General features: G+C 37.9%; 18 protein-coding genes. 2 read left to right on the top strand and 16 right to left on the bottom strand.

The genetic code is table 11. The annotated features are described in order from the left end of the window. Positions 1–4 precede the first annotated feature (4 nt). From pbfA to EXIGUO8A_RS11065, 5 genes are read right to left on the bottom strand one after another with little or no spacing between them, the layout of a single operon-like run. On the bottom strand, positions 5–1,357 hold the full coding sequence (gene pbfA, locus EXIGUO8A_RS11085) for a (R)-1-hydroxy-2-aminoethylphosphonate ammonia-lyase (RefSeq protein WP_159303168.1): 1,353 nt from the start codon (positions 1,355–1,357) through the stop codon (positions 5–7). After that, complete coding sequence (locus tag EXIGUO8A_RS11080) at positions 1,344–2,621, bottom strand: MBL fold metallo-hydrolase (protein ID WP_236564472.1); 1,278 nt, start codon at positions 2,619–2,621, stop codon at positions 1,344–1,346. The genes pbfA and EXIGUO8A_RS11080 overlap by 14 nt, the downstream gene beginning before the upstream one ends. Before the next feature lie 2 nt (positions 2,622–2,623). Continuing rightward, positions 2,624–4,288: an alkaline phosphatase family protein gene (locus EXIGUO8A_RS11075; protein WP_159303167.1), complete on the bottom strand. Its 1,665-nt coding sequence runs from the start codon at positions 4,286–4,288 to the stop codon at positions 2,624–2,626. Next, positions 4,278–5,831, bottom strand: a complete 1,554-nt coding sequence (locus EXIGUO8A_RS11070; protein WP_159303166.1) for a SusD/RagB family nutrient-binding outer membrane lipoprotein — start codon at positions 5,829–5,831, stop codon at positions 4,278–4,280. Before EXIGUO8A_RS11070 ends, EXIGUO8A_RS11075 begins: the two co-directional genes overlap by 11 nt. A gap of 30 nt (positions 5,832–5,861) precedes the next feature. Beyond that, complete coding sequence (locus tag EXIGUO8A_RS11065; protein WP_159303165.1) at positions 5,862–9,041, bottom strand: SusC/RagA family TonB-linked outer membrane protein; 3,180 nt, start codon at positions 9,039–9,041, stop codon at positions 5,862–5,864. 258 nt (positions 9,042–9,299) lie between these two features. Between EXIGUO8A_RS11065 and EXIGUO8A_RS11060 the strand changes: the two genes are divergently transcribed. Beyond that, positions 9,300–9,866: a helix-turn-helix domain-containing protein gene (locus tag EXIGUO8A_RS11060; RefSeq protein ID WP_159304442.1), complete on the top strand. Its 567-nt coding sequence runs from the start codon at positions 9,300–9,302 to the stop codon at positions 9,864–9,866. A 65-nt stretch (positions 9,867–9,931) separates the two neighbouring features. Here EXIGUO8A_RS11060 and EXIGUO8A_RS11055 read toward each other — a convergent pair whose 3' ends face one another. From EXIGUO8A_RS11055 to EXIGUO8A_RS11015, 9 genes are all read right to left on the bottom strand, one after another. Further along, positions 9,932–10,615 (bottom strand): phosphonatase-like hydrolase, encoded by a 684-nt coding sequence (locus EXIGUO8A_RS11055; RefSeq protein WP_116770493.1) that lies wholly within the window; start codon positions 10,613–10,615, stop codon positions 9,932–9,934. Between the two features lies 1 nt (position 10,616). After that, a complete protein-coding gene (locus tag EXIGUO8A_RS11050; RefSeq protein WP_159303164.1) occupies positions 10,617–11,774 on the bottom strand; it encodes a TIGR03364 family FAD-dependent oxidoreductase in 1,158 nt (385 codons plus the stop codon). Next, positions 11,761–13,035 carry a DUF5690 family protein gene (locus EXIGUO8A_RS11045; RefSeq protein ID WP_201304114.1) on the bottom strand — a complete coding sequence of 425 codons (1,275 nt, stop codon included), beginning with the start codon at positions 13,033–13,035 and terminating at the stop codon, positions 11,761–11,763. The genes EXIGUO8A_RS11050 and EXIGUO8A_RS11045 overlap by 14 nt, the downstream gene beginning before the upstream one ends. A 235-nt stretch (positions 13,036–13,270) precedes the next feature. Continuing rightward, positions 13,271–14,398, bottom strand: coding sequence for an alkaline phosphatase (locus EXIGUO8A_RS11040; protein WP_159303162.1), 1,128 nt, complete (start codon positions 14,396–14,398; stop codon positions 13,271–13,273). A 73-nt stretch (positions 14,399–14,471) separates the two neighbouring features. Beyond that, positions 14,472–16,229: a RagB/SusD family nutrient uptake outer membrane protein gene (locus EXIGUO8A_RS11035; RefSeq protein WP_159303161.1), complete on the bottom strand. Its 1,758-nt coding sequence runs from the start codon at positions 16,227–16,229 to the stop codon at positions 14,472–14,474. An 18-nt stretch (positions 16,230–16,247) separates the two neighbouring features. Further along, positions 16,248–19,469 (bottom strand): SusC/RagA family TonB-linked outer membrane protein, encoded by a 3,222-nt coding sequence (locus EXIGUO8A_RS11030; protein ID WP_236564471.1) that lies wholly within the window; start codon positions 19,467–19,469, stop codon positions 16,248–16,250. A gap of 201 nt (positions 19,470–19,670) precedes the next feature. Next, a complete protein-coding gene (locus tag EXIGUO8A_RS11025) occupies positions 19,671–20,639 on the bottom strand; it encodes a FecR family protein (protein WP_159303159.1) in 969 nt (322 codons plus the stop codon). A 120-nt stretch (positions 20,640–20,759) separates the two neighbouring features. After that, positions 20,760–21,314: an RNA polymerase sigma-70 factor gene (locus EXIGUO8A_RS11020; RefSeq protein WP_159303158.1), complete on the bottom strand. Its 555-nt coding sequence runs from the start codon at positions 21,312–21,314 to the stop codon at positions 20,760–20,762. Between the two features lie 116 nt (positions 21,315–21,430). Beyond that, positions 21,431–23,218, bottom strand: a complete 1,788-nt coding sequence (locus EXIGUO8A_RS11015; protein WP_159303157.1) for an alkaline phosphatase — start codon at positions 23,216–23,218, stop codon at positions 21,431–21,433. A gap of 221 nt (positions 23,219–23,439) precedes the next feature. Between EXIGUO8A_RS11015 and EXIGUO8A_RS11010 the strand changes: the two genes are divergently transcribed. Then, positions 23,440–23,670, top strand: a complete 231-nt coding sequence (locus EXIGUO8A_RS11010; protein WP_116770485.1) for a hypothetical protein — start codon at positions 23,440–23,442, stop codon at positions 23,668–23,670. Between the two features lie 3 nt (positions 23,671–23,673). On the opposite strand, the gene eutC is transcribed toward EXIGUO8A_RS11010, so the two are convergent. Then, positions 23,674–24,414: an ethanolamine ammonia-lyase subunit EutC gene (gene eutC / locus EXIGUO8A_RS11005; protein ID WP_159303156.1), complete on the bottom strand. Its 741-nt coding sequence runs from the start codon at positions 24,412–24,414 to the stop codon at positions 23,674–23,676. Then, entirely contained in the window at positions 24,411–25,781 is a 1,371-nt protein-coding gene (locus EXIGUO8A_RS11000) for an ethanolamine ammonia-lyase subunit EutB (protein WP_159303155.1), read from the bottom strand. The genes eutC and EXIGUO8A_RS11000 overlap by 4 nt, the downstream gene beginning before the upstream one ends. Between the last annotated feature and the right edge of the window lies 1 nt (position 25,782).

The following is a 25,782-nucleotide window of genomic DNA, read 5'->3' as shown; positions in this document are numbered from 1 at the left end:
GTATCTAATTACTCGCACTTTCCAGTGCATTTTCTAAAATTATCAAGGCTTCTTTTAGCTCTTTTCTTGAGATGGTCAAAGCTGGCGCCAACTGTAGTACGTTGCCGGCAGACACCTTAAAACTCAATCCGTTTTTAAGGCATTCGTACATTACCTGTTCTGCTTGCTGCACTGCCTTTTCTTTTGTTTCCCTATCGGTAACTAACTCAACACCCCACAGTAAGCCGCGACCACGTATATCACCAATCAGTTCGTACTTTTCTTTTAATATGGTCATTGATGTACACATGTTCAACGAGTCACCGGCAACCTTATGCAAGATTTTTTCGTCTTTTATAATTTCTAAGGTAGTTAAAGCTGCCATGGCACCTAACGGACTTTTCTCATGGGTATAATGACCCAATGAAATATCTGGGAATGTGTTATACCTATCTCTGGTAACGATACATGCCTGAGGAAAAATTCCGCCTCCCAATCCTTTTCCCAAGCAAAGAATATCGGGTTCAATGTCATAATGTTCAAAAGCGAACATTTTACCTGTTCTACCTAATGCGATGGGAATTTCATCTAAAATAAGTACCACCCCATATTTATCGCACAGGGCACGTGCCTCTTTCCAAAACCCTAGAGATGGCAGTTGTACATCGGTATTTCTTACGGTTTCGGCAACAAAGGCACCAATATCACCTTCTTTGGCGAAAACATATTCTAAATGCTCCAAGCACTTTGCTTCATTACCTTCAAAAATTCCGCGATAGGTTACCGGTGGCGGAATGCGTTCAACACCCGGCATCATGGGACCCATATACTCCCTAAAAACCGCTTCGCCACCAACACTGATTGCATCTAAAGATGCGCCATGAAAAGAATCCCAGAAAGAGACCACTTTAAACTTGCCCGTAATGGCTCGTGCCAGTTTCAGGGCAATACCGATTGCCGAACTACCATTTGGGGTCATTAATACCCGATTTAAATCTGAAGGAAGTAAGGAGGTAAGCTTCTCTGCAAATTTTATAGCAGGCTCATTCGTATATCTTCGGGTAGAAAAAGATAAGCCTTGCAATTGCTCGGTTAAACGCTTTACCAATTTAGGATGCGAAAATCCTAATTGATGCACATTATTACCATGAAAATCAAGATAGCGCTTACCAGATATATTTTCTATATGTGCACCGTTACAATTACCGAGCACGTCTAAGCACGGAGTAGATAATGCTTGATGAAAAAAGTAACGCGCATCTTTTTCCAATAATTTTAAGGTCTTAAGATCAGTGATACCTTCAATCCACTCATTTCTTGCCTTGGTATTGTTTATATCGCCTTCGGTACGTTTGTTCAGTAGTTTATCTTGCTTCATACGGTCCGAATTTTGCGGTTATTTCTCTTTTATCCGTGGTATCATCAAGTACAAAAATGGCGTAGGTATTTCCATTTGGATATACGCGTAGCACTATATGACCATTTTGACTTTTGTATTGATTTAATCTACCACCAATAACATCTTTATTTGCCTGTAACATGACGTTAGAAAAAATGTCACGTTCTCCGGGATATAGTTCTTTGGATGTAATTCTTCTCAATACTTCATCACCCGGATGGTCTGATGACCAATTTTGTTGAATCCATACCCGTGGTCTCAATGTACGCACGTAGAAATCATTCTGAGAATCGCGATTGCCATGGTGATTTAAGGTTGCCACATCTACCGCTCCAATAACGGGTGCAATATGAGATTCCACCGAATTATCATCGGTAGCACCGGTACCATTTATTCCACTAATATCTCCGCCGGTAAAATAATCGAACTTACCGTAGCTAATTTTAATACAGGTACTCAAATTATTCTCACCCGGGTATTCCCCTTTTGAAAAAAGAGCCAATGTATCATTACCTACCCCCGTCCAAACTGTTCCGTTTACGGCAATATTGCGAATATTAAAATTGTGATACTTTTTCGCTTTGTTCACCAAAGCGATCTGGTTATTTTGCCCTGGTATCAATTGCTCGTGTACCAAACCATTTCGAGTTTGTTCAGCCGCTAAAAACTTCCAATAATTCTTAAGCGTCGGCACCATACCATAGGCATCATTTTGAAACCTTTCTTGATTTTGAATCTCGGGGTTACGTAAATTAATGGGGTATGTAAAGCCTCTATCCAACACTTTATGTATAGGAAACTTATTGCCTACTTCGGTAATACCGGTGAGCCTATAATCCCCATTTGCGGCTTTTAACCTTAAACTATCCAATTCACCAAAATGATCATCATGATAGTGTGTGATCAGCGCATAATCCAGTTGTTTTTTATATCCTTTCGGAAAAAATTGATGTATGTAATCAACAATCCACTCTGGTGCTGTTTTATTTGTATTTGGCAATCTAGGTGCATTTCTTGCCGACAATGTTCTCGGGTGGGTCTCAGACATATCGCCAGCATCAATCAATAAAGTAGTACCGTCCGGTAAAATGGCAAAAGCGGCATCTCCCCTACCTGAATTGATATGGTGAATATCCATCATTCCCTCTTCCCAGCTGGGTAATTGCATATTGACACCTTGAGAATAACAAAATGCCGATACCAAAAGAATCTGTATAACTAAGAGGTATTTGTACTTTTTCAATGTTAGTTTCTTAAAAGATTGGTCGACAAAATCTGATTGGGCATTTCATCACTTTTCACATACACATCTAACCAACCATCACCTCCACCATTAAACCAAAGTACCTCAACGGTATGCTTCCCTTTTTCAAGTTCAATGCTTCCGTTTTTTGTTCTTACGCCGTGGTCACCATCGTTATCCACCACCAAATCACCATCAATAAATAACTGACTACCATCATCTGATCTTATGGCAAAATTATAGTTGTCATTCGTAGGTATTTCAAGTATACTTTTAAAGCGGAACAGCGTATTCGATTGAATATGTTGACGCACCTCTTCCGATGAAAATTCGAATACGGCACCTGTAGCATCTGGTTTTCTATTGCCGATGGATGGAATAAACGACAGGTTATTCAAATGAAAAACCTCATAAGAAACGGGAGCTTTTAATATCACTGGTTTAATTCTGAAATACGCTTCTTTTACCCCGCTACTCAATGTACTGTCTACAAAAACAGCACTTTTAACCACCGTGTTTTCTGTAAGCACTACGGGTGACGAAAAAGTGTAGGCATCACTATTGGGCATATTCCCATCTAATGTATACTTTACTTCACCTACCGAATTGGGATTCTTTAAAATGAGTTCAGCAGAATCATTGAACAATCCGCCTTCAGCAGCATAGCCTTTTGCCGGATTAGACAATTCTGGTTTCTTCAATTGTACCAAAACAGGATAATCATCTACTATTGTTTCGCCCTCAAATGCTTCAAATACAGGTCTACCTATCCAAGCGCGCGGTGTTTTTATATTCAAGGCATGAGCAACGGTTGCTGCATTATCATATTGATATACCGGGTATTTAATTTGGTAATTCTTTTTAATACCCTTTCCCCAAAGGATAAATGGTATTTCTATTTCATCCATGGATTCACCACCGTGCCCTTTTCCTGTACCCCCGTGATCGGAACTAATGATGACCATGGTATTATCTGCCATATCAGATGCCGCTATGGCTTTCATAATCTCAGCCAATAATGAATCTCCTTTTTCAACAGATTTATAATACTCTTTTGTACCATGTCCAAACTCATGACCGGCGTGGTCAATATGGTCAAAATGAATAAACGTAAATAACGGTTGTTCTACTTTAATATAACTACTGGCATTCACGGCAGTCTCTTCTTCCGTAGCCGGATTTTCGTCAAAATCAACGGCACTTTTTTCAAATAAGCGACCAAAACCGCCCCAATGATAAATGGCTCCGATTTTCTCCGATTTTCGTTGTTCACGTATCAAATGAAAAATACTAGGAAATAAAAACGGTTCGCTCTGCGTAACTGCCGGTAAAACTAAATTATCCTTTTCCCATGAATTGGAAGTTATACCGTGTTGCTCTGGTCCTGCCCCCATAATCATAGAAGCCCAATTGGTGCTTGAACTTGTTGGCAATACCGCCCTAGCATGCATGGTAGATGCACCTTCTTGCATTAGTTTATCGAAAGTAGGCGTATCTGAATTCTGGAGTCCGTCGGGACTCAACCCATCAAAACCGATGACCACAACGTGGGTATTTTCCGCACCCATATTATCCAACTTGTCATAATCACAAGACCATAGGGAGGTCATCCCTATGGTCAGTGCAATAATTGAAGTGTATTTTTTAACCCTATGCTTAATCAACATCCCACCAAAGTTTGGTATTAATATCATCTGCACCCATACTTTGTACGGCGGCATTGTAGTTTTCGCTGTTCGTGGATTTTACAGAATTTGGATATTGAAAACGAACCGGTACCATACCATCGTTCACGGCATCGGGACCAGGAATTACCTCTGGCATTCCCGTTCTTCTCCAATCGGACCAGCCTTCAAAACCGGTATAGAAAAGAGAAATCCATTTTTGAAGTGCAATTTTAGCCAAATTGTCATCGGTATCGCCCGTAAGAGCTACGGCATCTTGCGCTACATAGGCATCAAGATCCGTTGCTTGCATAGCGTTTGCAATATCAGACCATCCGCCAGCAGCAACTCTTTCTGTGTAGTACTCAAAAGAAGCTCTAATTCCGTTTTCATAATACGTTGCCGCATCACCTGCAGAAATGAATCCTCTTTCCGCAGCCTCTGCCAAAATGAACTGTAGTTCAGAATAGCTCATGATAATGGTCTGTGAAGCGGTAGCAGATGCCTGCTCTGGGTTACATGCTCTACAACCTAATAATATACCCAATCTGGAAATGAAATTAGATCCAGACTCATCTGGATTTCCAGACGGACTGTAGCCTAATGCTGCCTCATCATCCAATCCATTTGGCATACCTACATAATCATCAAAATCTTCAGAGAAAATTCCCTTTTCAGAAGCTGTAGTAGGCTGTGCGAAAACATACAATCTGTTATCGTTCAAATCCTTTAAACGAGTTTCTAAGGTTTGGCTTAAACGAACCTCATCAAAACTACCACTACGCGTGTCATATTTTGGCTGTGGGTTATCTGAATTCCATGCCACGAAGGTCATGTCCTCATTACTCTCAAAAATAGGGTATGCAGTTGGGTTACTCGTAATTTGAGTCATACCAGCTACTGCGGTTGCATTATCCACATCACTGATTCTCATCAACAAACGCAATCTTAACGAATTGGCAAATTTTCTCCATTTTTCAATATCGCCATCATAAAAAATATCACCTGAAATATTATCGGCATCTGTCAAAACCGTATTCGCTGTTTCTAAATCTGCCAAAATACCGGCATATATAGTACTTTGAGCATCAAAAGCAGGAGTAACATTACCATTCTCAATACCCATGGTAGCTTCTGAGTAAGGCACATCTCCGTAAGCATCGGTAACATAAGAATAGATCCAAGATTTCATCACCAAGGCAACGCCGTAATAATTCTGGGCATCTTCGTTAGCTTCGGTATCCCTAATAATATTTTCCACATCTCTTAAAGATGCATAAGCGTTATCATAAGGATCACCGGAAGGAGACCAGTTATAAGTATCACCACTGGTAAACTGCAGTCTAGCCCCATATTGTACCACGGTAAAACCTTCTTCCCAACCTTGATCGCCCCAATTGTAAGCCATCTCTCTTTGTACGCCCGGCAATAATAAACCTGGCTCTGCAGAAGCAGGATAGTTAGGGTTTATATTGATCGTTTCAAAATCTTCGGTACAGCTTACCGCCAGTACTAAAGAACATATAATTAATAGTGTTTTTTTCATGATTTCTTTAATTAATAGTTTCTTCTACTCTTAGAAATTAACCTGTAAATTGAAGGTAAACGAACGTGAACTTGGGTAAGACATATTCTCTATACCCGGTTGTAGCGTACCACCCGATACCCCAACTGTTTCAGGATCGAAATGAGGGTTATCTGTCCATAAAATCAAGTTTCTACCTGTTACAGAAATTCTTGCATTGGTAATAGGCAATTGGTTGATCATTTTCTGTGGGAAAGAATACCCTAAAGAAACTTCACGTAGTTTAGTGTAAGAAGCATCATATTTTGCAGCTTCAACATTATCTCTCTCGTAATATCTGTTGTTAAATGTTCTAGCATCTACATTTACGGTATTTGGCACATAATTAGGACTCTCGGCTGTACCGGTATTTACTACACCTTCTGCAACGATACCTGTTTCTCTACCTTCCAATGTTTCTTGCAATTGACCAGAAGTACTACCAATGGTTTTTGTTCTAGAAACTACGATACCACCTTGTCTGGTATCGATCAAAAATCCTAGGTCAACATTCTTATACTTAAACGTATTTTGCATGCCCAAAGTAAAGTCTGGTGCATAATCGCCTTGGTAAACTAAATCATCCGTACGTTCTGGAATACCTTGATTATTGATGATCATTTGACCAAAATACTCGCTATCCTCATCTTCTACCCTTTGAAAACCTCTACCGTAGATCGCACTGATAGAACCACCTTCACGGGCTTGAATATATGCCCCGTTCGCTGAAGTTAAGGTGAACTGGATATCATCTCCTAAATCGGTCACTTCACTTTTGTTGGTAGCAAAGTTGAAGGTAGAGCTCCACTTAAAGTTATCTGTAAGTACCGGAACAAAGTTCGCAATAGCTTCAAAACCGTAGTTACGAACCTCACCGGCATTGATCAATTGACTACTGTAACCACTAGCGATATCTGTACTAATGTTGATAATCTGGTTTTTAGTAGAACTGTCATAATACGTAAGATCTAAATTGATTCTGCTTTGCAAGAAACGTAGATCTAAACCGAATTCGTAAGAACCTGTAATCTCTGGTTTTAAATCTGCATTCGGTATCAACGATGATTCAGTCAATATGGGTGTAGAACTATCAAAAGCAGTCTCATTTTGATAGAAGCTACGTAACCTATATGCATCGGTATCATTACCCACTTCAGCATAAGCAGCCCTTACTTTCGCAAACGTTACCCAGTCTGGCATATTGAACATATCACTGGCAATACCACTTAATGTCACCGATGGGTAGAAATAAGAGTTATTTCCTTCAGGCAAAGTACTAGACCAGTCATTTCTACCTGTAATATCCATGAACAATACATTGTCATAACTAAAACGTGCATAGCCATATAAACTATTGATGCGTTTTTCACTGTTGTTAGAACTTACCTGTACCGCCTGTCTACTATTGTTAAAAGAATATACCCCAGGATTGATTAATTGTGGTGCAACACTTTTAGTGAAATCTTGCTTTTGGCGCAATTGGTTTCCACCTGCAGAAACATTTAAATTGAATTTCTCACCAAAATCCTTATCATAGCTCAATAAGAAATCTGAGTTACTTTCTTCGAAGAAAATATTATCCTCTTGGTAGGTACCAAATGGGAAACGCTGGGTGCTAAACGCTCTTTTACGAACTCTAAAATCTCTATAGAAATCGCGACCACTACGTAATAATAATTTCCAGTTTTCGCTGATGTCATAGGTAAGGCTCACATTACCGAACATACGATCCTTGTCTTGCGCATTTGTATTCTCATACATGGTAAAGTAAGGGTTATCGTGGTAGTTGTAGTTGTAGTTGAACTGCTGCGTACCCTCTAAACCTGGCTGCCAGTAATCTCTTAAATTACTGGTATTCAATTGACGACCGTACCATATAAACAAGTACATAATACTTTCTGTACCATAACCAACCGCAGGTCTGTTGTCACTGTCGGTTTTTACATAATTCATATTGGCATTTACCTTAACCTTATCCGATACGTTCATGGTACCAGAAAAGCTCAAAGTATTTCTCTTTAAATCCGTATTCGGTAAGGTACCTTCCTGATCTAAATTCTGAAAAGACAAACGCATATTCCCCATTTCTCCGCTTTTAGAAATAGCGATGCTATTGGTCTTTGTTATTCCCGTTTCAAAGAAATCTCTAGTATTATCCGGTTGAGAAACCCATGGCGTTGGAATTATATCGGCATCACTAACAAAAGTGTCGCCACCACGAGTACCGTCTGTTCTTGGTGAATCAAATTGTGCGATCATTAGTCCGGTATCTAAACGAGGTCCCCAACTTTCATCAACACCATCGGCAATACCAGAACCACTACCGTCAACAAAAGAGAACTGTTGATTGTTACCTTGACCATATTCATTTTGCCAATCTGGCAACATCAAAACATTTTCAATGGTAATACCGGTATTAAAGGATACTCCCAGTTTACTGCTTTGAGATGTTCCTTTCTTGGTCGTAATAATAATTGCACCATTCGCAGCTCTTGACCCGTATAGTGCTGCTGCAGCCGGACCTTTTAATACGTTGATCGATTCAATATCCTGAGGGTTGATTTCTGCGGCGCCGTTACCATAATCTACACTTTGTGTACCAGATCCGCTCGACCCTACAATTTCATTACTAATAGGCGTACCATCAACAATGAACAATGGTGAGTTACCATTAATGTCCAAAGAAGCATCGCCACGTATAGAAACTCGGGCAGAACCACCCAAACCTGTAGGGCTGTTGGTAATTTGCAAACCGGCAACTTTACCGGACATGCTATTCAATAAGTTGGGTTCCCTTGCCTGAACAACTTCATCGTTATCCAATTCTTGTGAAGCATAACCCAGCGATTTTTTCTCTCTTTCTATACCCAATGCGGTAACCACAACCTCATCTAGCTGTTGAGAATCTGGCTGTAGGGATATAGTACCCGTAAGCTTGTTCGCAGTTTCAAACTCCTGCTTAATGTACCCGATATAAGATACCACTAAAATGTCATCTGAACTGTTTAGTTCAATACTGAAGTTACCATCAAAATCGGTAGCAACTCCGTTCGTTGTTCCTTTCACTACCACTGTGGCACCAGGTAAAGGAACTTGGTTTTCATCTAACACAGTACCCGTAAATACAGTTTGGGCATGTGCTACAAAACTTGCTAAGAAAACAAGCATTGTAATTAATAATGTTTTTTTCATTTTGTTCGTATTTGTAAACTTTGGTTTGTTAGTTCAGCAAATATCTAAATGAAAATTCAATGACAAGCCTATTATATATTAAGCAATTGCAACCATTGCAAGGCTAAGGTTACCTAAAAGTTAGTTAAACATTATTTACAAATATGCAAAATGTAAGTTTTATGTTAAGCCCCTTTATAATGGGTGATAACAGCCATACCACCCACCAAAAACCAATACATTTTATTTTTCATTATGTTTGTAGGAGAACACTTATCAATGGATGATTACCTTATTGGAATAGGAAAACGAATAAAGGAAATTCGCAAAAATGGAAATTTGACTATTAGTGAAATTGCTATGCGTGCAGGGGTCACTGCCGGGCTTATTTCTAGAATAGAAAACGGAAGAACCATACCCTCTTTACCTGTGCTTTTAAAAATTATCAGCTCTTTAGATATAGAGGTGACCGATTTTTTTAGCGGACTACCACAATCTAACGGCGCCAACTTTATTGTATCTAGAAAAGAGGACAATACTTTTATTGAAAAAGAAGACGATGCTATAGGATTTTCGTATTCTTTTATTTTCGGAAAACAACTGAACAGCCTGGGGTTTGAAGCCGTATTGCTACACGTGCATCCAAATTCTAAAAGAGAGAAGGTGAAAACCGATGCCTACGAATTCAAATACATGCTCTCGGGAGAATGTTACTACATTATAGACGAAGAAGAAGTACTTATAAAAGAAGGGGATTCTATTTTCTTTGATGGTAGAATTGCCCATGTACCCGAGAATAGAAGTAATAGCACGGCAACTATGCTAGTGCTCTATTTTTTTATATAGTTAACCACAGAATTCAAATAAAAAAAGCCACAATCAGTGGCTTTTTTTTATTTTCATTTTATTCTTTATGATGGCAATAACAACTGTTTTAATTCGGTCAAGCTATCTAAAACATGGGTAGGGTTTGCACTGAGCAACTGTTGTCTGGTATGTGCACCGGTAGTAACACCTATAGTTACACCACAATTGGCATTTTTACCTTCTTCTATATCAATAATGGAATCACCTGCCTTTAACACCAACTCTTCTTGTTGCACGTTAAGTTTCATCATGGCCTCAACTATCATATCTGGATTAGGCCTACCAAGAACTACGTCATCTGCAGTTACTAAAACATCATATTGTTTACCTTCGACCCAATCCATTTTATCTAATAACAACTGGGCTGTTTGGGTATCATATCCGGTATTCAAAGCCACTTTTATTCCGTTCTCCTTTAAGGCCAGCAACAAGTCCTCTACCCCGTCATAACTATCAACCTCCAATTGCTCGTAAGCCTTACCCAGCAATACTTTAAAATCCTCAAAAATGGAAGCTGCCATATCTGCATCAACACTACCTATATCCGCTTTAATAATATCTTTTATAGCTTGATGTTTTTCTTTACCGGCACCGTGTTCCAAGACAAAATCCAAAGTCACTTGAAATCCTCTTTCATTAATAGCTCTCTGTAAGGTCTTGTATACCACATTGTCTTCATTGACAACGGTACCCGCCATATCAAATACGGCCAATTTAATTGTATGCATGTTAAATATTAAAAAGTTGTTGAATGTTATGTTTTGAAAAACCGGCACTGCCCGTCATTCCCTTGCCGCCGATACCGGTTATGATATGTATATTTCTATCAATGGTACGCTCATAAATATCGGCGTTTTTACATTGCGAATACATACCGAACCAGCGTTGTTCTATTTCATAAGTAGGTAAGCTAAAAATTTCTTTGGCTTTTGACAGCATTAGATTATCAATATCCATATTTAGGTCAAACCCAAGGTCATCTATATTATCCGCATCGGCATATTCGTGAGAATCCCCCAGAATTACACCTCCATCCATAGCTTGTTTGAATAAAATGTGAACACCCCATTTTTTCTCTAAGCTATCCAATGGTTCTTTGGATTTAATCTTTAAATATGACGGGCATTCGGCAAAAGCCTCATATCTTCTTATGGAAAGTCCCGTTAAAATAGAACCACTAATTTTATAATCGCCCTGTGATTTCGTCTTCATCATTTGCAACTTAGAAATTTCTAAATCGCTAGTAGCGAACATCTCTGGATACAAGGTTTTAAAATCACTCCCATTACAGATAATCACTTTAGAAGACAACAACATTCTACCATTGGCCAATTGTGTACTTACCTCGTTATTTAGAGCGTTGCATTCAATGACTTTGGCTTTGTAAAAAATACTGACACCCTTTTTCTTTAAATACTTATGCACACGACCGATCATAGTACGGGGTTCTACGGTAATTTCCTCCGGAAAAAATAAGCCCGCTTTTACATATTGTTCGTTTAGACCTGGATATTTTCTAAGACATTCCGTCTTTGTAAATAGTATGGAGGTGTAATCATTGGCACGATTTATTTCCTTTAACTCTTCTATAAGCTGAACTTCCTCATCGTTGGAAGCCAAATAAATAGAACCTTCTTGACGTACCGAAATATCGAATTTGGCGTGAATCTTCTTATAAATCTTTAAACTTTTACGACCGTACTGCTGCCATTTGGTATTCATGCCAGATGGCACTACCTGCCCAAAATTTCGAACGGTTGCCCCTTTGGGCATGGCATCTTTTTCGAGCAAAGCCACTTTTAAACCTTTTTTCATAGCGTGATAGGCATGAAAAGTACCTAATACACCACCACCAACTACAACTAAATCATACTCAATATCTGCCATTAACCATAGGTATTTTAAAATGGAAACTAGAATTATCTTGCTTGTATTTCTTTTGAAAATAAAACATTGACACTACGGAAACTCCAACGCCCAAAAATGCAATACAGTAGGTAGCGTTTACAAAAAACTGAAGCCATGAACTGTTGGGTTGTCCAAAATTTTTATAGAGCAACACAGCCATACTACCCAAATAGCCAAAAGAATCAGCAATATAAATAAGGTAGCCAGCGTTACCTTTAATTTTAAATGTTGCTATCATTCTATCGAAAAATATACAGTTGAAAGGCACATAGCAGGCATACAGCCCGAAGCCTATGAGCACCATCCAATATACGGGAGACATCGCACCGTGCTGAAATAAAAAGGTAGAAACACCCACAAGTATACTTGCCAATATCAACAAGAAATGAAAACCCATAAATGCCTTAAAATTATTTTTTACCAAACCGAACAACCCCAGTACCAGCAAGACTAAAAATGCAATGGGCAGTTCTGCCAAGGTATAGATAGAAGCATCACCGGCATAGCCTACACTGTCCCATAATTCCCTAGAAAAATTATCCCTAAAATCTCGCAATGCCGTAAGCGCGGTATAAAAAACCACCAAAATTATGATGGGGAAAGAAAATCTTTTGAAAACCTGCTTGCGGTCTGCCGCACACATTGGTTTTCTTTTTTTTCTAAGACAAATATCTTCGGTCGTTGGCGGTGGTAATTTTTTCAAAAAATACAGGCATTTAAAAAACGGAAGTAAAAAGATTGCACCGGTTACCGCCGGCATCCAAAATTCGGAAATAGCATAAGTGGTCATTAGCCACAACCCAACAGATTTCACGGCTCCACTGGAAACAATAAAACTTGAGCATAAAATAATACTTAGAATTTCGGTCATTTTTCTACCTTCTAAATAAGAAAAGGTAATTCCCCAAATCATCCCTAGGGAGAGTCCGTTAAAGAAAAAAAGGATGAAATTATAAGGTTTTGGCAATAGTCCGAATAAAACAAGTGTCAGCTCTGCAAATAGTATCATACCCGTGAGGTAGGCTACTCTATGCTGTGCTTTTAAACTTGAAACCACCCGAATACCAATAAACTTAGAAAGCATATACCCCACTACCTGAGCCAGAATGAGAAGAATCTTATAATCGATACCGAATAAAAATTGACCATCGAATGTTGCTACCGAGAAAGGCTTTCTAAAAGCATACATACAAAAGTAGAGTCCGAATGAAGCAAAAGCTCCGTTCAGAAGTACGTTCATATTTATTTTAGAAATTTTAAACATGCAACATTTGTTTACTAATAGTAAATATTTACTTCAAAATTCAGTATTTATTTACTATTAGTAACTTTTTTAATGTTATTAGATGGTTATAAAAAGTGGTAGAATAAGTTAAACCTCTGGTTTGTTGAGGGGATTATTATATATCAAATAGCAAAATCTCAAAAGTTTAGTAAAATAAAGACCCTACCATTTATTTTAGTTTCCTTGAATATTATTCACTCTCCAAAATCACTTTCATCATGTGATGATAAATCTCACTATTCTCATATATCCCTTGAAAGTTATGAGCTCCTTTCCCTTTAGCAAATACTGGAATTAATTCGCCTGAGTGTTGATCGGTATTAAAATATACACCTACCTTTTGTGGCACCTCTGTTTTCTTACCGCTTTCCTTATCTGTTTTATAAAATTTACCAACACTTACTCCGCCAGTTTCATGATCTGCTGTAACCACTAATAAAGTATTAGGATGACTTTCTACAAAATCTAAAACCGCACCCAGCGTACGATCAAAATCACTTACCTCAGAGATTACCATTTCCGCATTTTCGGCATGACCTCCCCAATCAATATAAGACCCCTCTATCATCATAAAAAATGGCTGGTTCGCCTGATCAAAGTAATGCAGTGCATTTTCTGTAGCCTCTTTCAAAAAATCACCACGACCATCTATTTTTGACGGCAACCCTTCCTCGGTTAAAATAAATGCATTTTTAGTAGACGCATTGGGCTTTGACAATGCCAAAGTATCAACATTATACTGCCTATTTGCCAATTCTAAAAATAGGTTTTTAGCATCCTCACGCTGGTTAAAATATTTCTTTCCACCACCTGCAAAAAAATCAACATTAGAGACCACCAATTGCTCGGCTATCTCTTCATGCATATCTCTATCTTTCACATGGGCATAAAAACTAGCCGGTGTGGCATGGGTTATAGATGTTAGACTTATAAGTCCTGTTTTATAGCCTTTATTCTGTAATTTTTCTAAAATCGTTTCTTTTGGAACCGTATCTGCCGAAACACCTATAGCCCTTTTATAAGTTTTCTCTCCAATAGAAAATGCAGTAGCACCAGCAGCAGAATCGGTAATCCAATGACTGGTAGAAGATGATTTATGAAATCCGATACTTTTGAACCGTTCAAAATTTGAAGTTCGATCTTCAAAATAAAAAGCGGTAGAAATTTGAGGAACACCCATACCGTCACCGATCATGAGAATTATATTTACCGGAGCTTCCTCTTTAGAGACAGATACATTTGTTTCTTCTTTAATTATGGCTGTTTGCGAAGTACACGCCCATTGTAACAGAATTGCAGCAATTAAAATTTTTCGCATTGTATAATATTTATGGAAATAAAAACGGCAAGAACTTACGTTCTTACCGTTTCCTATTAAAATTAGTTTTCGATTAATATCCTGGATTCTGATCCAAGAAACCATCTATACCAGAAGCACCATCAACGGCACTTTGCGGTATAGGAAATAATCTATGATTTACATCTGTATCCGTTTTTTCTGTCCAGCTATCTTCATACTTTCCAAAACGTATTTGATCTCCTCGTCTAAACCCTTCCCAATACAGTTCAAAACCACGCTCACGAAATAAGTCATCCGCATCTATAGAAGATAATGGAGCGGGCGTTTGTTCTGGGCGTGCCGTTCTTGATGTTCTTACTATATTCACATCTGCCAAAGCACCAGCGGTATCGCCATTTCTTAATTTAGCTTCCGCTCTCATTAAGTATACCTCAGCTAATCTCATCAACACCAAATCAACACTACTGTTACCATTACCGTTAGGTGAGGTACGGCTAAATTGATATTTAGAAACTCTATACCCTGTATTATGTAATGACCCTTCATTAGTGAAATCAATTTCTAAAGTGTGGTCTACATACCCTATATCTCGTGAAGGACCGTTACCTTTTATCTGTCTTACAGGTAATATTTTAACTGTACCGTCTTCACAGGTAAGAAACTGACCATCATCACCTTTTCTTGGTCCCCACTGTATACCACGAAGAATACCTCTGTCCATTTCAAAAGCAACATCTTGCACACAGTAAAAACTATCTTCGGTCTCTGTCTCCAACAGTTTTTCACGACCTTCCAAATCTGCCAATTGTACATCTGGCACCAAGGTATTTTTTTGATAGAAACGCGCATCTGCTTCTGCAGGATCTACATCGCCATAGGCATCTGCCCATGTTTGATAAAAATCTGAAGTAATGGCAGGTCCGTCAGTACCATCGGCACTAGGCCACTCCGGTCTTGGAAACATTGATCCTGCAATAGACCAATATGCCCAACGGCTGTGCTCCCTTGTCAATACCCCACGTTGATCTAAGGCAAATATCAACTCAGGATTTGAATGATTTTCATCATTGAACAGTTCAAAGTACTCCGGAGATAAAGAAAAACTTCCAGAGTCTATAATATTGCTAGTATATGTTATTACCGCATCCATATCGGCTTGCGTAAAATTAGGCGTACCATAAGGGTCACGGTATACAGCAGCGTTAAGATTTAATCTAGCCAAGAATCCGTAAACGGCAGAACGTGTCATTCTACCAGGTCCTTTATCATCGTTGATTACATCAACAACCGATAACAATTCACTTTCTATATAATCAATGGCATCTTGGGTTCTCAATACCTCAGAAAGTTCTTCAGATGATTCCTTTTTAAGCACGATACCCCAACTATCTAACAACAACATGTTCAAATAAGCCCTTAAAGCTTTCATTTCATACAAAGCCCCTGCAGCTTCCGCATCTCCTTCATCCGCTAACGGAGTCAGCACTTCAATTGCTGCCAAGGTTCTAGAAATATTGGTAGTAAGCTCATTCCAACCACTGGCAACCAAATCATTTGTAGGCGTAAAATTATGGCTATGTGCCGCCAAGAACTTACCACCATCAAACCAATCTGTTCCTCCTCTATAAGGCAAAATAGCCTCATCTGAAGGTATTAACTGTAAACCATAATAGTTGGTATGCCTCCATGTCCAAGAAATATAGCCGTAAGCAGGCGCAATAGCTCCACTAATAACTTCTGCCTGGGCACCGGTCAATGATTCATCTAATAATTCTTCTTCTAGATCCGTACAGCTCCATGTCAACAAAGCGACAAGAAACAATGACGATATAATTAGTTTATTTTTCATTTTGATAGTTTTTTTATGTTAAAAGGATACATTTAAACCGAACAAGATGGTTCTTGAATTAGGGTAAGTATACCGGTCAATACCAAAAGTTTGAATACCATCTATTGCACTACCTGTATTTACCTCTGGGCTGTAACCCGTATAATCTGTAATGATGAATAAGTTCTGACCTGTAAGTGTAAAACGTATATCGTTCACATAATCGCCCAAGCCTATTTTACTTGCCAAAAGATTGTATCCCAACGTAGCATTATTCAATTTTAGGTAAGCACCGTCTTCCAAATATCTCGTTGAAACCTCGTTGGAATTACTAACATCTTCGTTTGGAAACTGAATAGCAAAATCAGTAGTATTCAAGTTTCTGCTTAATTGCCCTTTTGAGAAAGAGGACATTGCGGTATGGTTATAAATTTTATTGCCGGAAACCCCATTGAAGTTAAAACCAAGATCAAAATTCTTATAATCGAAATTCAAATAGAAGGCATAAGTAAAATCTGGCAGGGCACTACCTGCAGCAATACGGTCATCATCTAAAATTTCACCATCGCCAGTAACATCTCTAAATTGATTTAAACCATCATCACCAATACCGATAAATTCTTTCATGTAAAAAGTACCGATAGCTTCATTATTTAAATAACCATTGATTGTAGCACCCGTTTGACCACCACCTTGCGCAGCACCAGTGGTAATAATGGCAAAAGGAGAATCTGTTACTTCATTGTTTATGAAAGTTGCGTTACCACCAACATTTAATGAGAAATCTTCACCGATCATTGTTCTAAAATCCAACGCAAATTCTACACCGGAGTTATGTATTTCCAAATCTTCAAGATTGGTCCATATTTTCTCGGTTGGCTGAATTGGATCTACTCTATTGGCGAACAAAACTACATCTGTAGTTACCTTATTAAAGTAATCTATTGTACCTGTAATTTTATTGTTCAAGAAACCATAATCAAGACCTATATTGGTTTGTGTAGCTACCTCCCATTTTAAATTAGGATTTGCAGTTCGCGCAGGTACCGTACCAAAAGGGTAACCATCTAAGGTAGTGGCACTATCATCTAAAGGATAAGTATCATTGTCGCTCTTACTATCAATATAACTCGCCAAGGATACTTTATTATCTATACCTTCTTGACTACCCGTTTGCCCCCAGCTAGCACGTAACTTTAAGTTGTTGACAACTGTACTTTCTGCCAAGAAATTCTCTTTACTAATATTCCAACCTAAGGCAACAGAAGGAAAATATCCGTATTTATTGTTCTCACCAAATTTTGAAGAACCATCTGCACGCATGGTCGCCGTTAGCAAATACTTGTCTTGATAATCATAATTTACCCTACCAAAGAAAGACTGCAACTCATTTTTCTCAGCCGTTGAGTACATGCTCGTTGGATACTCTTGACTACTGATCTGATCTTGATATCTTGGCTCGATGTCATTATCGGCAAAACTTTCCAACTCAAATTTCTTTTGTTGAAATAACACTTCTTGGTATGAATGACCAACTAAAATCGTTGCACCATGATCACCTTTTTCAAAAGTATAGGTCAAGGTATTATCTACCTGTGTATTTTGGTTCGTAGTGATCCATGTATTTAAATACCCTTGATTTAAATCTTCTAACAAAGCATAAGGTGCACGTTGCTGATCCCTATTCGTAGAAGAATAATCGACACCCAAGCTCAGTTTATACGTTAGCCCCTTTACAATTTCTACAGATGGGGAAATATTGGCTAGAATACGATTGCTGTTAGACTCGTCTGCATAAATTTCGTTACGTATCAACGGGTTTAATCTGTTATCATCCAATATCGTTGGTTCTCCATTCGTGTATAAAGGAACGGTAGGATTCAACTCTAACATATCTGTAACCGTAGCACTTGCATCTGGTCTATTGTTCAATGTTCTGGTAGCGGAAAGATTAAAATCTACGTTCAACTTACCATCCAATGCTTTTTGATTTAAGTTTAAACGACCGGAGTATCTTTTTAAAGAACTGTTTGCAAACGTACCCTCTTGATCATCGACCCCTACCGAAGCATAATAGTTGAATTTATCTGAAGCACCACCGCTCATGGAAAAGTTTACATTTTTAGATATTCCTGTTTGTGTAAGCTCATCTTGCCAATCGGTATTTGCACCGCCATCGACCAAAGTACCACCAACAGCTGGCACCTGCGTTCTAAACTCATCCGCAGAAAACACATTAATTTTATTTGCCAATGTTGCAAAAGCAGTTGAGACCGACACATTCATTTCCGTTTTACCGGTTTTTCCTTTTTTGGTAGTGATTACAATTACCCCGTTTGCAGCACGTGCTCCATATATGGCAGCGGCAGAAGCATCTTTCAATACATCCATAGACTCAATATCTTGCGGATTGATGAAATTTAAAGGATTGGAAGCTACACCCGTAGAAGTGTTATCAATGACAAAACCATCAATAACGAACAAAGGTGAAGTACCTGATCTAAAACTTCCGATACCACGAATAACGATATTTTGGGAGGCACCAGGCTCACCACTTACCGAAGTAATGTTAACACCGGCAACCTTACCTTGTAATAGCTGACCAGGATTGGCAACTACCCCTTTATTAAAGTTTTCGCTCTTTACCGATGCAATAGAACCGGTAACATCCGATCGTTTTTGAGTACCGTAACCAACGACAACAACATCATCTAACTGGGTAGCATCTTCCGCTAACTGAACGGTCAACGTAGTTTGACCCTGTAGCGCTATTTCTTTAGTTGTAAAGCCCAAATACGATACTTCTAATACAGCATCGCTCTTAACGTCTATGGTGAAGTTACCATCAAAATCTGTCGTAACTCCGTTCAAAGTTCCCTTTTCAAGTACCGTTGCACCCACCAAAGGAACACCGCCTTGATCTGTTACCGTACCATTTACAGTGAGAAACTCAACCTCTACTACTCTCTTATATACCTTTGGCTTAACCGTAATAGAAATGGTTTTGTTAATTCTTCTAAAGGTTAAATTGGCATCTTTGGCCATTAGCTCTAAAACCGATCTTAAAGACACGCTTTCATAAGCTATATTATAGGTATTCTTAAGCCTACCTACTTTACGATCGTAGACAAAATTAAAATTCGTCTGATTTTCGATATCATCTAAAATATCTAAAACCGATGCGCCTTTTACGGCAATATCCACTTTATAATTTTCTAATTTTTGGCCCCTAAGGTCAGCTGCAAGTATGGGATTCAGCATCGCCATGATTATAAGGAGACAAAACGTATTGAATGTCAACTTGATAAATTGTTTATTAGTTAGCAAATTCATAATTTCACATAATGTTTAATGGTTGTTTTTTTTAAATAATCGTTGAATAATCGACAGTCTGTTTTAGCTCGCCAAAGTGTTACAGACTGTCTTCTTTTTTAAGTTTACATCATAGATTGGTTTTTTAATTTATTGGTTGTTATCTCTGCATTTTCCTTTGATCAGAATGGTATTGTTTTTTAATGGCTTAAAAGACAAGTCTTTTTTCACATAAGTGATACTTTCTAAAACATTAGATAGGGTTTCATTATCAAATGAAGCTGTAATATGGCAATCCAATGGTTGATCATCATGTATTACAAAGGTTACTCCGTACCACTTCTCTAACATTCCTAAAGCTTCTTTAACCGTTATATCATTGAATTTTAGTAGTCCTTTTTGCCAATTGATCAAACTGTTTGTGTCAACATCATTCTTTGATATACTATCGGATTTTTTATGGAACACTCCCTGCTCATTTGGCAAGAGATAAACCATACTGTTTTTAGCACCTATTTGCACTTTACCAGTAGCCACGGTCACTGAAATATCATCACTTTTTGGGTAGGCATTAATATTGAATGATGTACCTAAAACCGTAGTACATAAATCTCCAGATTTAATAATGAAAGGCTTATCAGGATTCTTGGCTACATTAAAAAAAGCTTCTCCTATTAATGTTACCTCCCTAGTATTGCCAATAAATTTTTCTGGAAATGAAATGGTACTTCCCGAATTCAATTTTATCTCAGTTCCGTCAGATAGCACAAAATCTTTTCGTTTACCCCAATCTGTAGTTTCAACTATTTGTGAAACGGTTTCAGGCACTTTATTATCCGCATTCAGACCAAAGTAGGCTACAACCCCAAGGTTGATAACAACTGCAATTGCTGCCGCTACTTTTAGCCACGGTTTTTTCGACTTCTTATTTTGCTTACTGTGTATTCTATGCAACAGTTTTTGACCTAGTTGTTTTTTATTGTCATCACTTTTAAAAACACGATCTTCATTTTCAATAATTAAAGAAGCATCGAACTTTTCTAATAGCTTTTCCTCATTGGCTGTAATGGTACCATTAAGGAACTTGGTCATGAGTATTTTTACTTCTTTTTCGGTCATTATACTATCGTTACAATGACAAGTACCGAAACAGACGGGGTACGCACACTCAAAAAAGCAGGCTTAATGGTTACTTAACAAAGCAACCGTTCACTTAACTTTTAGATAATGAAAAAGAAACTAAAGAAAGGAAAACAACGTTTTTGCCACTGCAAGTTCTTTACGTAATTGACGTAAAGCATAAGAAATTTGATTCTCTACAGAACGTTGGGAAATATCTAATTGACTGGCAATCTCCTTATTGTCAATATTGTTTACTCGACTTAGTCTAAAAATTACCTGACATCTTTTTGGAAGGTTTGATATAACACTATTTATTCTGGTAGATAATTCAATGACATCATCACTTTGATCTACTTCTGATGCAACCGACACAGATTTGGCAACTTCCAATTGGATCTTATTGAACTTTTGATCCCTTAAATGATTGTAGCACTTATAACGAATGGATTTATACAAATATGATTTCAAAAACTTGACTTCAACATCTTGTCTTCTTTGCCAAAAATCGATCCAAATATCTTGCACGATATCCTTAGCAAGGCTATCGTTCATAAGAATAGAACAGGCATAGGAATACATAGGTTCCCATAATTCGTTGAACAATGTATTGAATGCTTTTTGATCTGATTTCTTAACACGCAAAACCAAGTCTTCAATTTCAATAGTATCCATGCCCTCCTTTTTCATAGTTCACAAATCTCCCTTAAATTAATTGAAGTGATATTATAACATTGTAAACATTAGGTAAAATGATCTCTATAGCTCGACCTCTAGATAGTGGCTAAAAACTACTTCTTTGTAGTTATATCCAATACGCTTAATAGCTTCGCGAAAATTTCATTATTCTCGTACACCCCTTGAAATTCTTGTGACATTGGTCCGTATGCAAAAACAGGAACCATAACGCCAGTATGGTCATTGGTAGTGAAATCTGCCTCAATTTCATGTAACCCTACATTACCTTGGGGTATGGTCAATCCGCCAGTTTCATGATCTGCCGTAATCACTACTAAAGTATTTTGATCGGCATCTGCAAACTTTATAGCTTCTGCAACAGCTCTATCAAAAGAAATACTTTCGGTCACTACACCTTCAATATCATTAGCATGACCATAGCTATCGATTTTTGCGCCCTCAACCATTAAGAAAAAAGGTTTCTCTTTATTTAAATACGAAATTCCATTTTTAGTAGCCATAGCCAAATTCTGAATATACCCCGATAAGTCCTTTTTATCGGTATTGAACCATGCCCCAACTTTTAGTTCTGTACTCGCTGCAATGGTATTGATATCTGTTTTCATTACAAAACCGGCTTCTTCATTGTTCTTTACAGCTGCAGTTGGTTGAGAAATAAACAGTTTCAATTGAGAAGTTTGTAAATCCGATGCTATTTCTGCCGCCATTCCCCTATCTGTTCTATGCGCAAAAAAAGAAGAAGGAGTTGCACCAATAATTTCATCAGTAGTAATAACACCTGTACTGAAGCCTTTTTTAGATAAAATTTCGGTTAGATTAGGGATAGGTTCTCCATCTATATTGGTTCCTATCGCCCTGTTATTTGTTTTCTCACCAGTAGCTATTGCCGTACCAGCACCGGCAGAATCTGTAGTAAAATCATCGGCAGATTGTGTCTTAATCAAACCAATACTTTTTAACTGTGTTAAAGAAAGTGACCCGTTATTTGCCAAAACCGCAGATGATATTTGCGTTAACCCGTTACCATCACCGATCATTAAAATAATATTCTCTGGCGAGCGCTGTGCTTTATCCGACTTAAAACTTGGATGATAAACTTCAGAGAAAACGGAATTTTGCACCACCCTATCCTTTAAAGAAGAAACATAAGCTACACACGCATTAGGCATATCGGTATTAATAAAATCGACACCCATGTTTACAAAAGCTTTCCAGGCGGATTTAGAATCGGGTGTAGCCCAAAATCGAAAAGGCTTCTTTAATTGATGTGCTTGTGCTATAACTTCTGTTACCTTATTATAGTCTTGTGAGGTAAGCCTGCCTTTACCGTTCCATTCAGAATAGTTCTTAAAACTTACACTCACCAAGGCAATTTTATCAAGTACTTCTGTATCGGTTACCGGTTGTAGACTTTGATAGTCGAAATAAATATAACTTGGATAATCTACATATTCTTTTAATGCCGGACGGTTACCAGAGATGACAATTTTCACATGCTTATTGTTGATTATCGACGGATACTTTTTTAGACTAGCTACAATAGCTTCTAAAGTTTTATAGGCATCGGTCTTTACATCGATTAATAATTGCAAAGATCTATTGGCAGACAAATTTAAATCTAAAGCTTCTTGCAACGGATTTAAATAGAGCCTCTCTAATGTTTTATTTTCTTCTATTTCTCCTTGTTCATGGGCAACCATTAACTTTCCGTTCTTATAAAAAACATCTACTTCAATTGACTGCACCTCTGCACCAAAAGCTCTCCAAAAGGGAATATTCTGCTTATAATCGTTATGGGAATGAACTTTATAATCTTGGGCAACAGCTACAAACATGTTAATAAACAACAAGCAGGCTATTGGTAATTTCAAAAATTTCATATGTCTATTGTATAAGTATGGAAGTTTGGTCAATAAGTTTAAGGTGTGGTTATACCTCAAGAAAATTTAACAGATTGCAAAAGTGAGGTCAAAATTTCATTATTATTTTAAGTTAAGGTCAAGTAAACATTAAGATGTTATGAAAATGCTCATATCTATTTTATTTTTTTGGCAAGCTGAAAGACTTTTTTATTTATTTTTGAAAACTACCATAACCACCAATGACCGAAAATATAAAACAAATGTTCAGTAAAATGAACGACGAAACTCGCGAGGAAGCATTAGAATGCTTAATGGGCGAATTCAACTTGGAAAGTACTAAATACGCCAAAAAAAATTGGATTATAGGAGGGCGTATTCCTGAAGAAAACCAGGAAAGAATAGTTCGTATTTTTCAAAATCTATTGAGAACACAAGCGTTCAAAATAAAGGAAATAAAGGTCAAGCTTTAAAAACTAGCTCTTTAATATTTCACCAACTTCAAGCTTTAATGATACTCCGCTAATTTTTAAAGCGAAAGATTTTTCAATTAAATACTGCAGAAGTTGAGCACCTTGTTTACCACTTAGTCCGTTCGCATGAATATTTGAAATACAATTTCTACGCTCATCGGTAAAGCCTATTTTTGGATGATACGTGGTGTAAATACCCATACTTTCGGGGGAGGACAAACCTGGTCTTACACCAATACACACAGCTACAAAATCTGCACGGTATAATTCCGCTACAGCATCACCTATAGCAACTCTCCCTTGTTGAACAAGTGCAATTGCGAAAGAATAGTCTTCGTTTATATTTGGCAAAAGGTGACTTAAAACTTTAAAGGCATAGGTATTTACCGCTTTTGCCGAAAGTCCGTCAGTAATGACAAAAACAATATCGACCTTTTCAGTCTTTTTTAAATTAGTATTGAACAATAACTGCCTGCCAAGATCGGGTCTTTTCAAATACTCAAGCCTGTCGCTTGCCCTACTATTAAATATTTGATAAGGTATTGCCTGGGCTTTACATTTTTGTGATAACCCCTCAACATCTAACTTGGTTACAATAGCATCTTTTGCCATTGCATGTGCATGCTTTAATGCCAGTACTTCGTTCAACGGCAAACCAGTACCCACATTGCCCAGTGCTACCCTTGCCTTAGTATGATTTTTTAATTGTTGCCATTTATTGGCTATGGATATATCTTTACTCATAAATTCAACAGCAATTTATTCGTATCACCCACACTACGCTTATTTCCCAACTCATCAACAATACCCATTTTCAACAACCAAGCTTCAAACTCCGGTGCTGGTTTTTTACCTAAAACTTTACGTAAATACAATGCATCATGAAAAGAAGTAGATTGGTAGTTTAGCATTATATCATCTGTACCGGGTACACCCATAAAAAAATTGCATCCGGCTACGCCTAATAAGGTCAATAAATTATCCATATCATCTTGATCGGCATCTGCATGGTTGGTATAACATACATCCATACCCATAGGCAACCCCATAACTTTGGCACAAAAGTGATCCTCCAATCCTGCACGGGTAATCTGTTTTCCATCGAACAAATATTCCGGACCAATAAAACCAACCACCGAATTCACTAAAAAAGGATCAAAGTGTCTAGCGACCGCATAAGCCCTTGCCTCCATTGTTTGCTGGTCAATACCATGATGAGCATTTGCAGATAAAGCAGACCCTTGACCGGTTTCAAAATACATACATTGATTACCAACCGTACCTCTCGCCAAAGCTAAAATAGCATCATGAGCTTCCTTTAAAATTTGTAGATCGATACCAAAAGAACTGTTGGCCTTTTGCGAACCGGTAATGGATTGAAATACCAAATCGACCGGAGCTTTATCCATAATCTGTAAAGCCGTAGTTACATGGCACAACACACAATTCTGGGTAGGTATTTCATATTTTAAACGAACATCATCAAGCATTTTCAATAGATTGACAGTCACATTAGGACTATCGGTTGCGGGATTAATACCAATAACCGCATCTCCACAACCATACAACAAACCGTCAATCGTACTTGCTAATATCCCTTTCATATCATCCGTGGGATGATTGGGCTGTAACCTCACCGAAACATGACCTTTTAAGCCGACCGTGTTTCTAAAACGGGTAATTACTTGTATTTTGGAAGCGACGGCAATCAAATCTTGATTACGCATTAGCTTACATACGGAAGCAACCATTTCGGGAGTTAATGCCTTGCTAACTTCTAAAATATTTTGCCCAGATGTAGTATTATCTAGCAACCAATCTCTAAGGTCACCTACCGTAAAATGAGAAATATTATCAAAAGCTTTGACATCATGGGTATCGATTATTAACCGAGTAACCTCATCTAACTCATAAGGAACTACTGCTTCATTTAAAAAAACTTTTAGCGGCAATTCACTCAACATATACTGAGCCGCAATTCTTTCGGTATTACTAGCTGCTGCCAAACCCGCCAAAGCATCGCCCGATCTTAACGGACTCGCTTTTGCCAAAACAGATTTCAAATCATCGAAAAGATAATTCTGTTTTCCCAATGTAAATTGATAAGCCATG

The organism is Maribacter litoralis (genome assembly GCF_902506355.1).
In the GTDB taxonomy this organism is placed as follows: Bacteria; Bacteroidota; Bacteroidia; order Flavobacteriales; family Flavobacteriaceae; genus Maribacter; species Maribacter litoralis.
This window is presented reverse-complemented; position numbering and strand designations above follow the sequence as displayed.

Coding starts and splice junctions, on each gene's coding strand:
- pbfA (WP_159303168.1), bottom strand. CDS start 1,357: ATGAAGCAAGATAAACTACTGAACAAACGTACCGAAGGCGATATAAAC.
- EXIGUO8A_RS11075 (WP_159303167.1), bottom strand. CDS start 4,288: ATGTTGATTAAGCATAGGGTTAAAAAATACACTTCAATTATTGCACTG.
- EXIGUO8A_RS11070 (WP_159303166.1), bottom strand. CDS start 5,831: ATGAAAAAAACACTATTAATTATATGTTCTTTAGTACTGGCGGTAAGC.
- EXIGUO8A_RS11065 (WP_159303165.1), bottom strand. CDS start 9,041: ATGAAAAAAACATTATTAATTACAATGCTTGTTTTCTTAGCAAGTTTT.
- EXIGUO8A_RS11060 (WP_159304442.1), top strand. CDS start 9,300: ATGGATGATTACCTTATTGGAATAGGAAAACGAATAAAGGAAATTCGC.
- EXIGUO8A_RS11055 (WP_116770493.1), bottom strand. CDS start 10,615: ATGCATACAATTAAATTGGCCGTATTTGATATGGCGGGTACCGTTGTC.
- EXIGUO8A_RS11050 (WP_159303164.1), bottom strand. CDS start 11,774: ATGGCAGATATTGAGTATGATTTAGTTGTAGTTGGTGGTGGTGTATTA.
- EXIGUO8A_RS11045 (WP_201304114.1), bottom strand. CDS start 13,035: ATGAACGTACTTCTGAACGGAGCTTTTGCTTCATTCGGACTCTACTTT.
- EXIGUO8A_RS11040 (WP_159303162.1), bottom strand. CDS start 14,398: ATGCGAAAAATTTTAATTGCTGCAATTCTGTTACAATGGGCGTGTACT.
- EXIGUO8A_RS11035 (WP_159303161.1), bottom strand. CDS start 16,229: ATGAAAAATAAACTAATTATATCGTCATTGTTTCTTGTCGCTTTGTTG.
- EXIGUO8A_RS11030 (WP_236564471.1), bottom strand. CDS start 19,469: ATGCTGAATCCCATACTTGCAGCTGACCTTAGGGGCCAAAAATTAGAA.
- EXIGUO8A_RS11025 (WP_159303159.1), bottom strand. CDS start 20,639: ATGACCGAAAAAGAAGTAAAAATACTCATGACCAAGTTCCTTAATGGT.
- EXIGUO8A_RS11020 (WP_159303158.1), bottom strand. CDS start 21,314: ATGGATACTATTGAAATTGAAGACTTGGTTTTGCGTGTTAAGAAATCA.
- EXIGUO8A_RS11015 (WP_159303157.1), bottom strand. CDS start 23,218: ATGAAATTTTTGAAATTACCAATAGCCTGCTTGTTGTTTATTAACATG.
- EXIGUO8A_RS11010 (WP_116770485.1), top strand. CDS start 23,440: ATGACCGAAAATATAAAACAAATGTTCAGTAAAATGAACGACGAAACT.
- eutC (WP_159303156.1), bottom strand. CDS start 24,414: ATGAGTAAAGATATATCCATAGCCAATAAATGGCAACAATTAAAAAAT.
- EXIGUO8A_RS11000 (WP_159303155.1), bottom strand. CDS start 25,781: ATGGCTTATCAATTTACATTGGGAAAACAGAATTATCTTTTCGATGAT.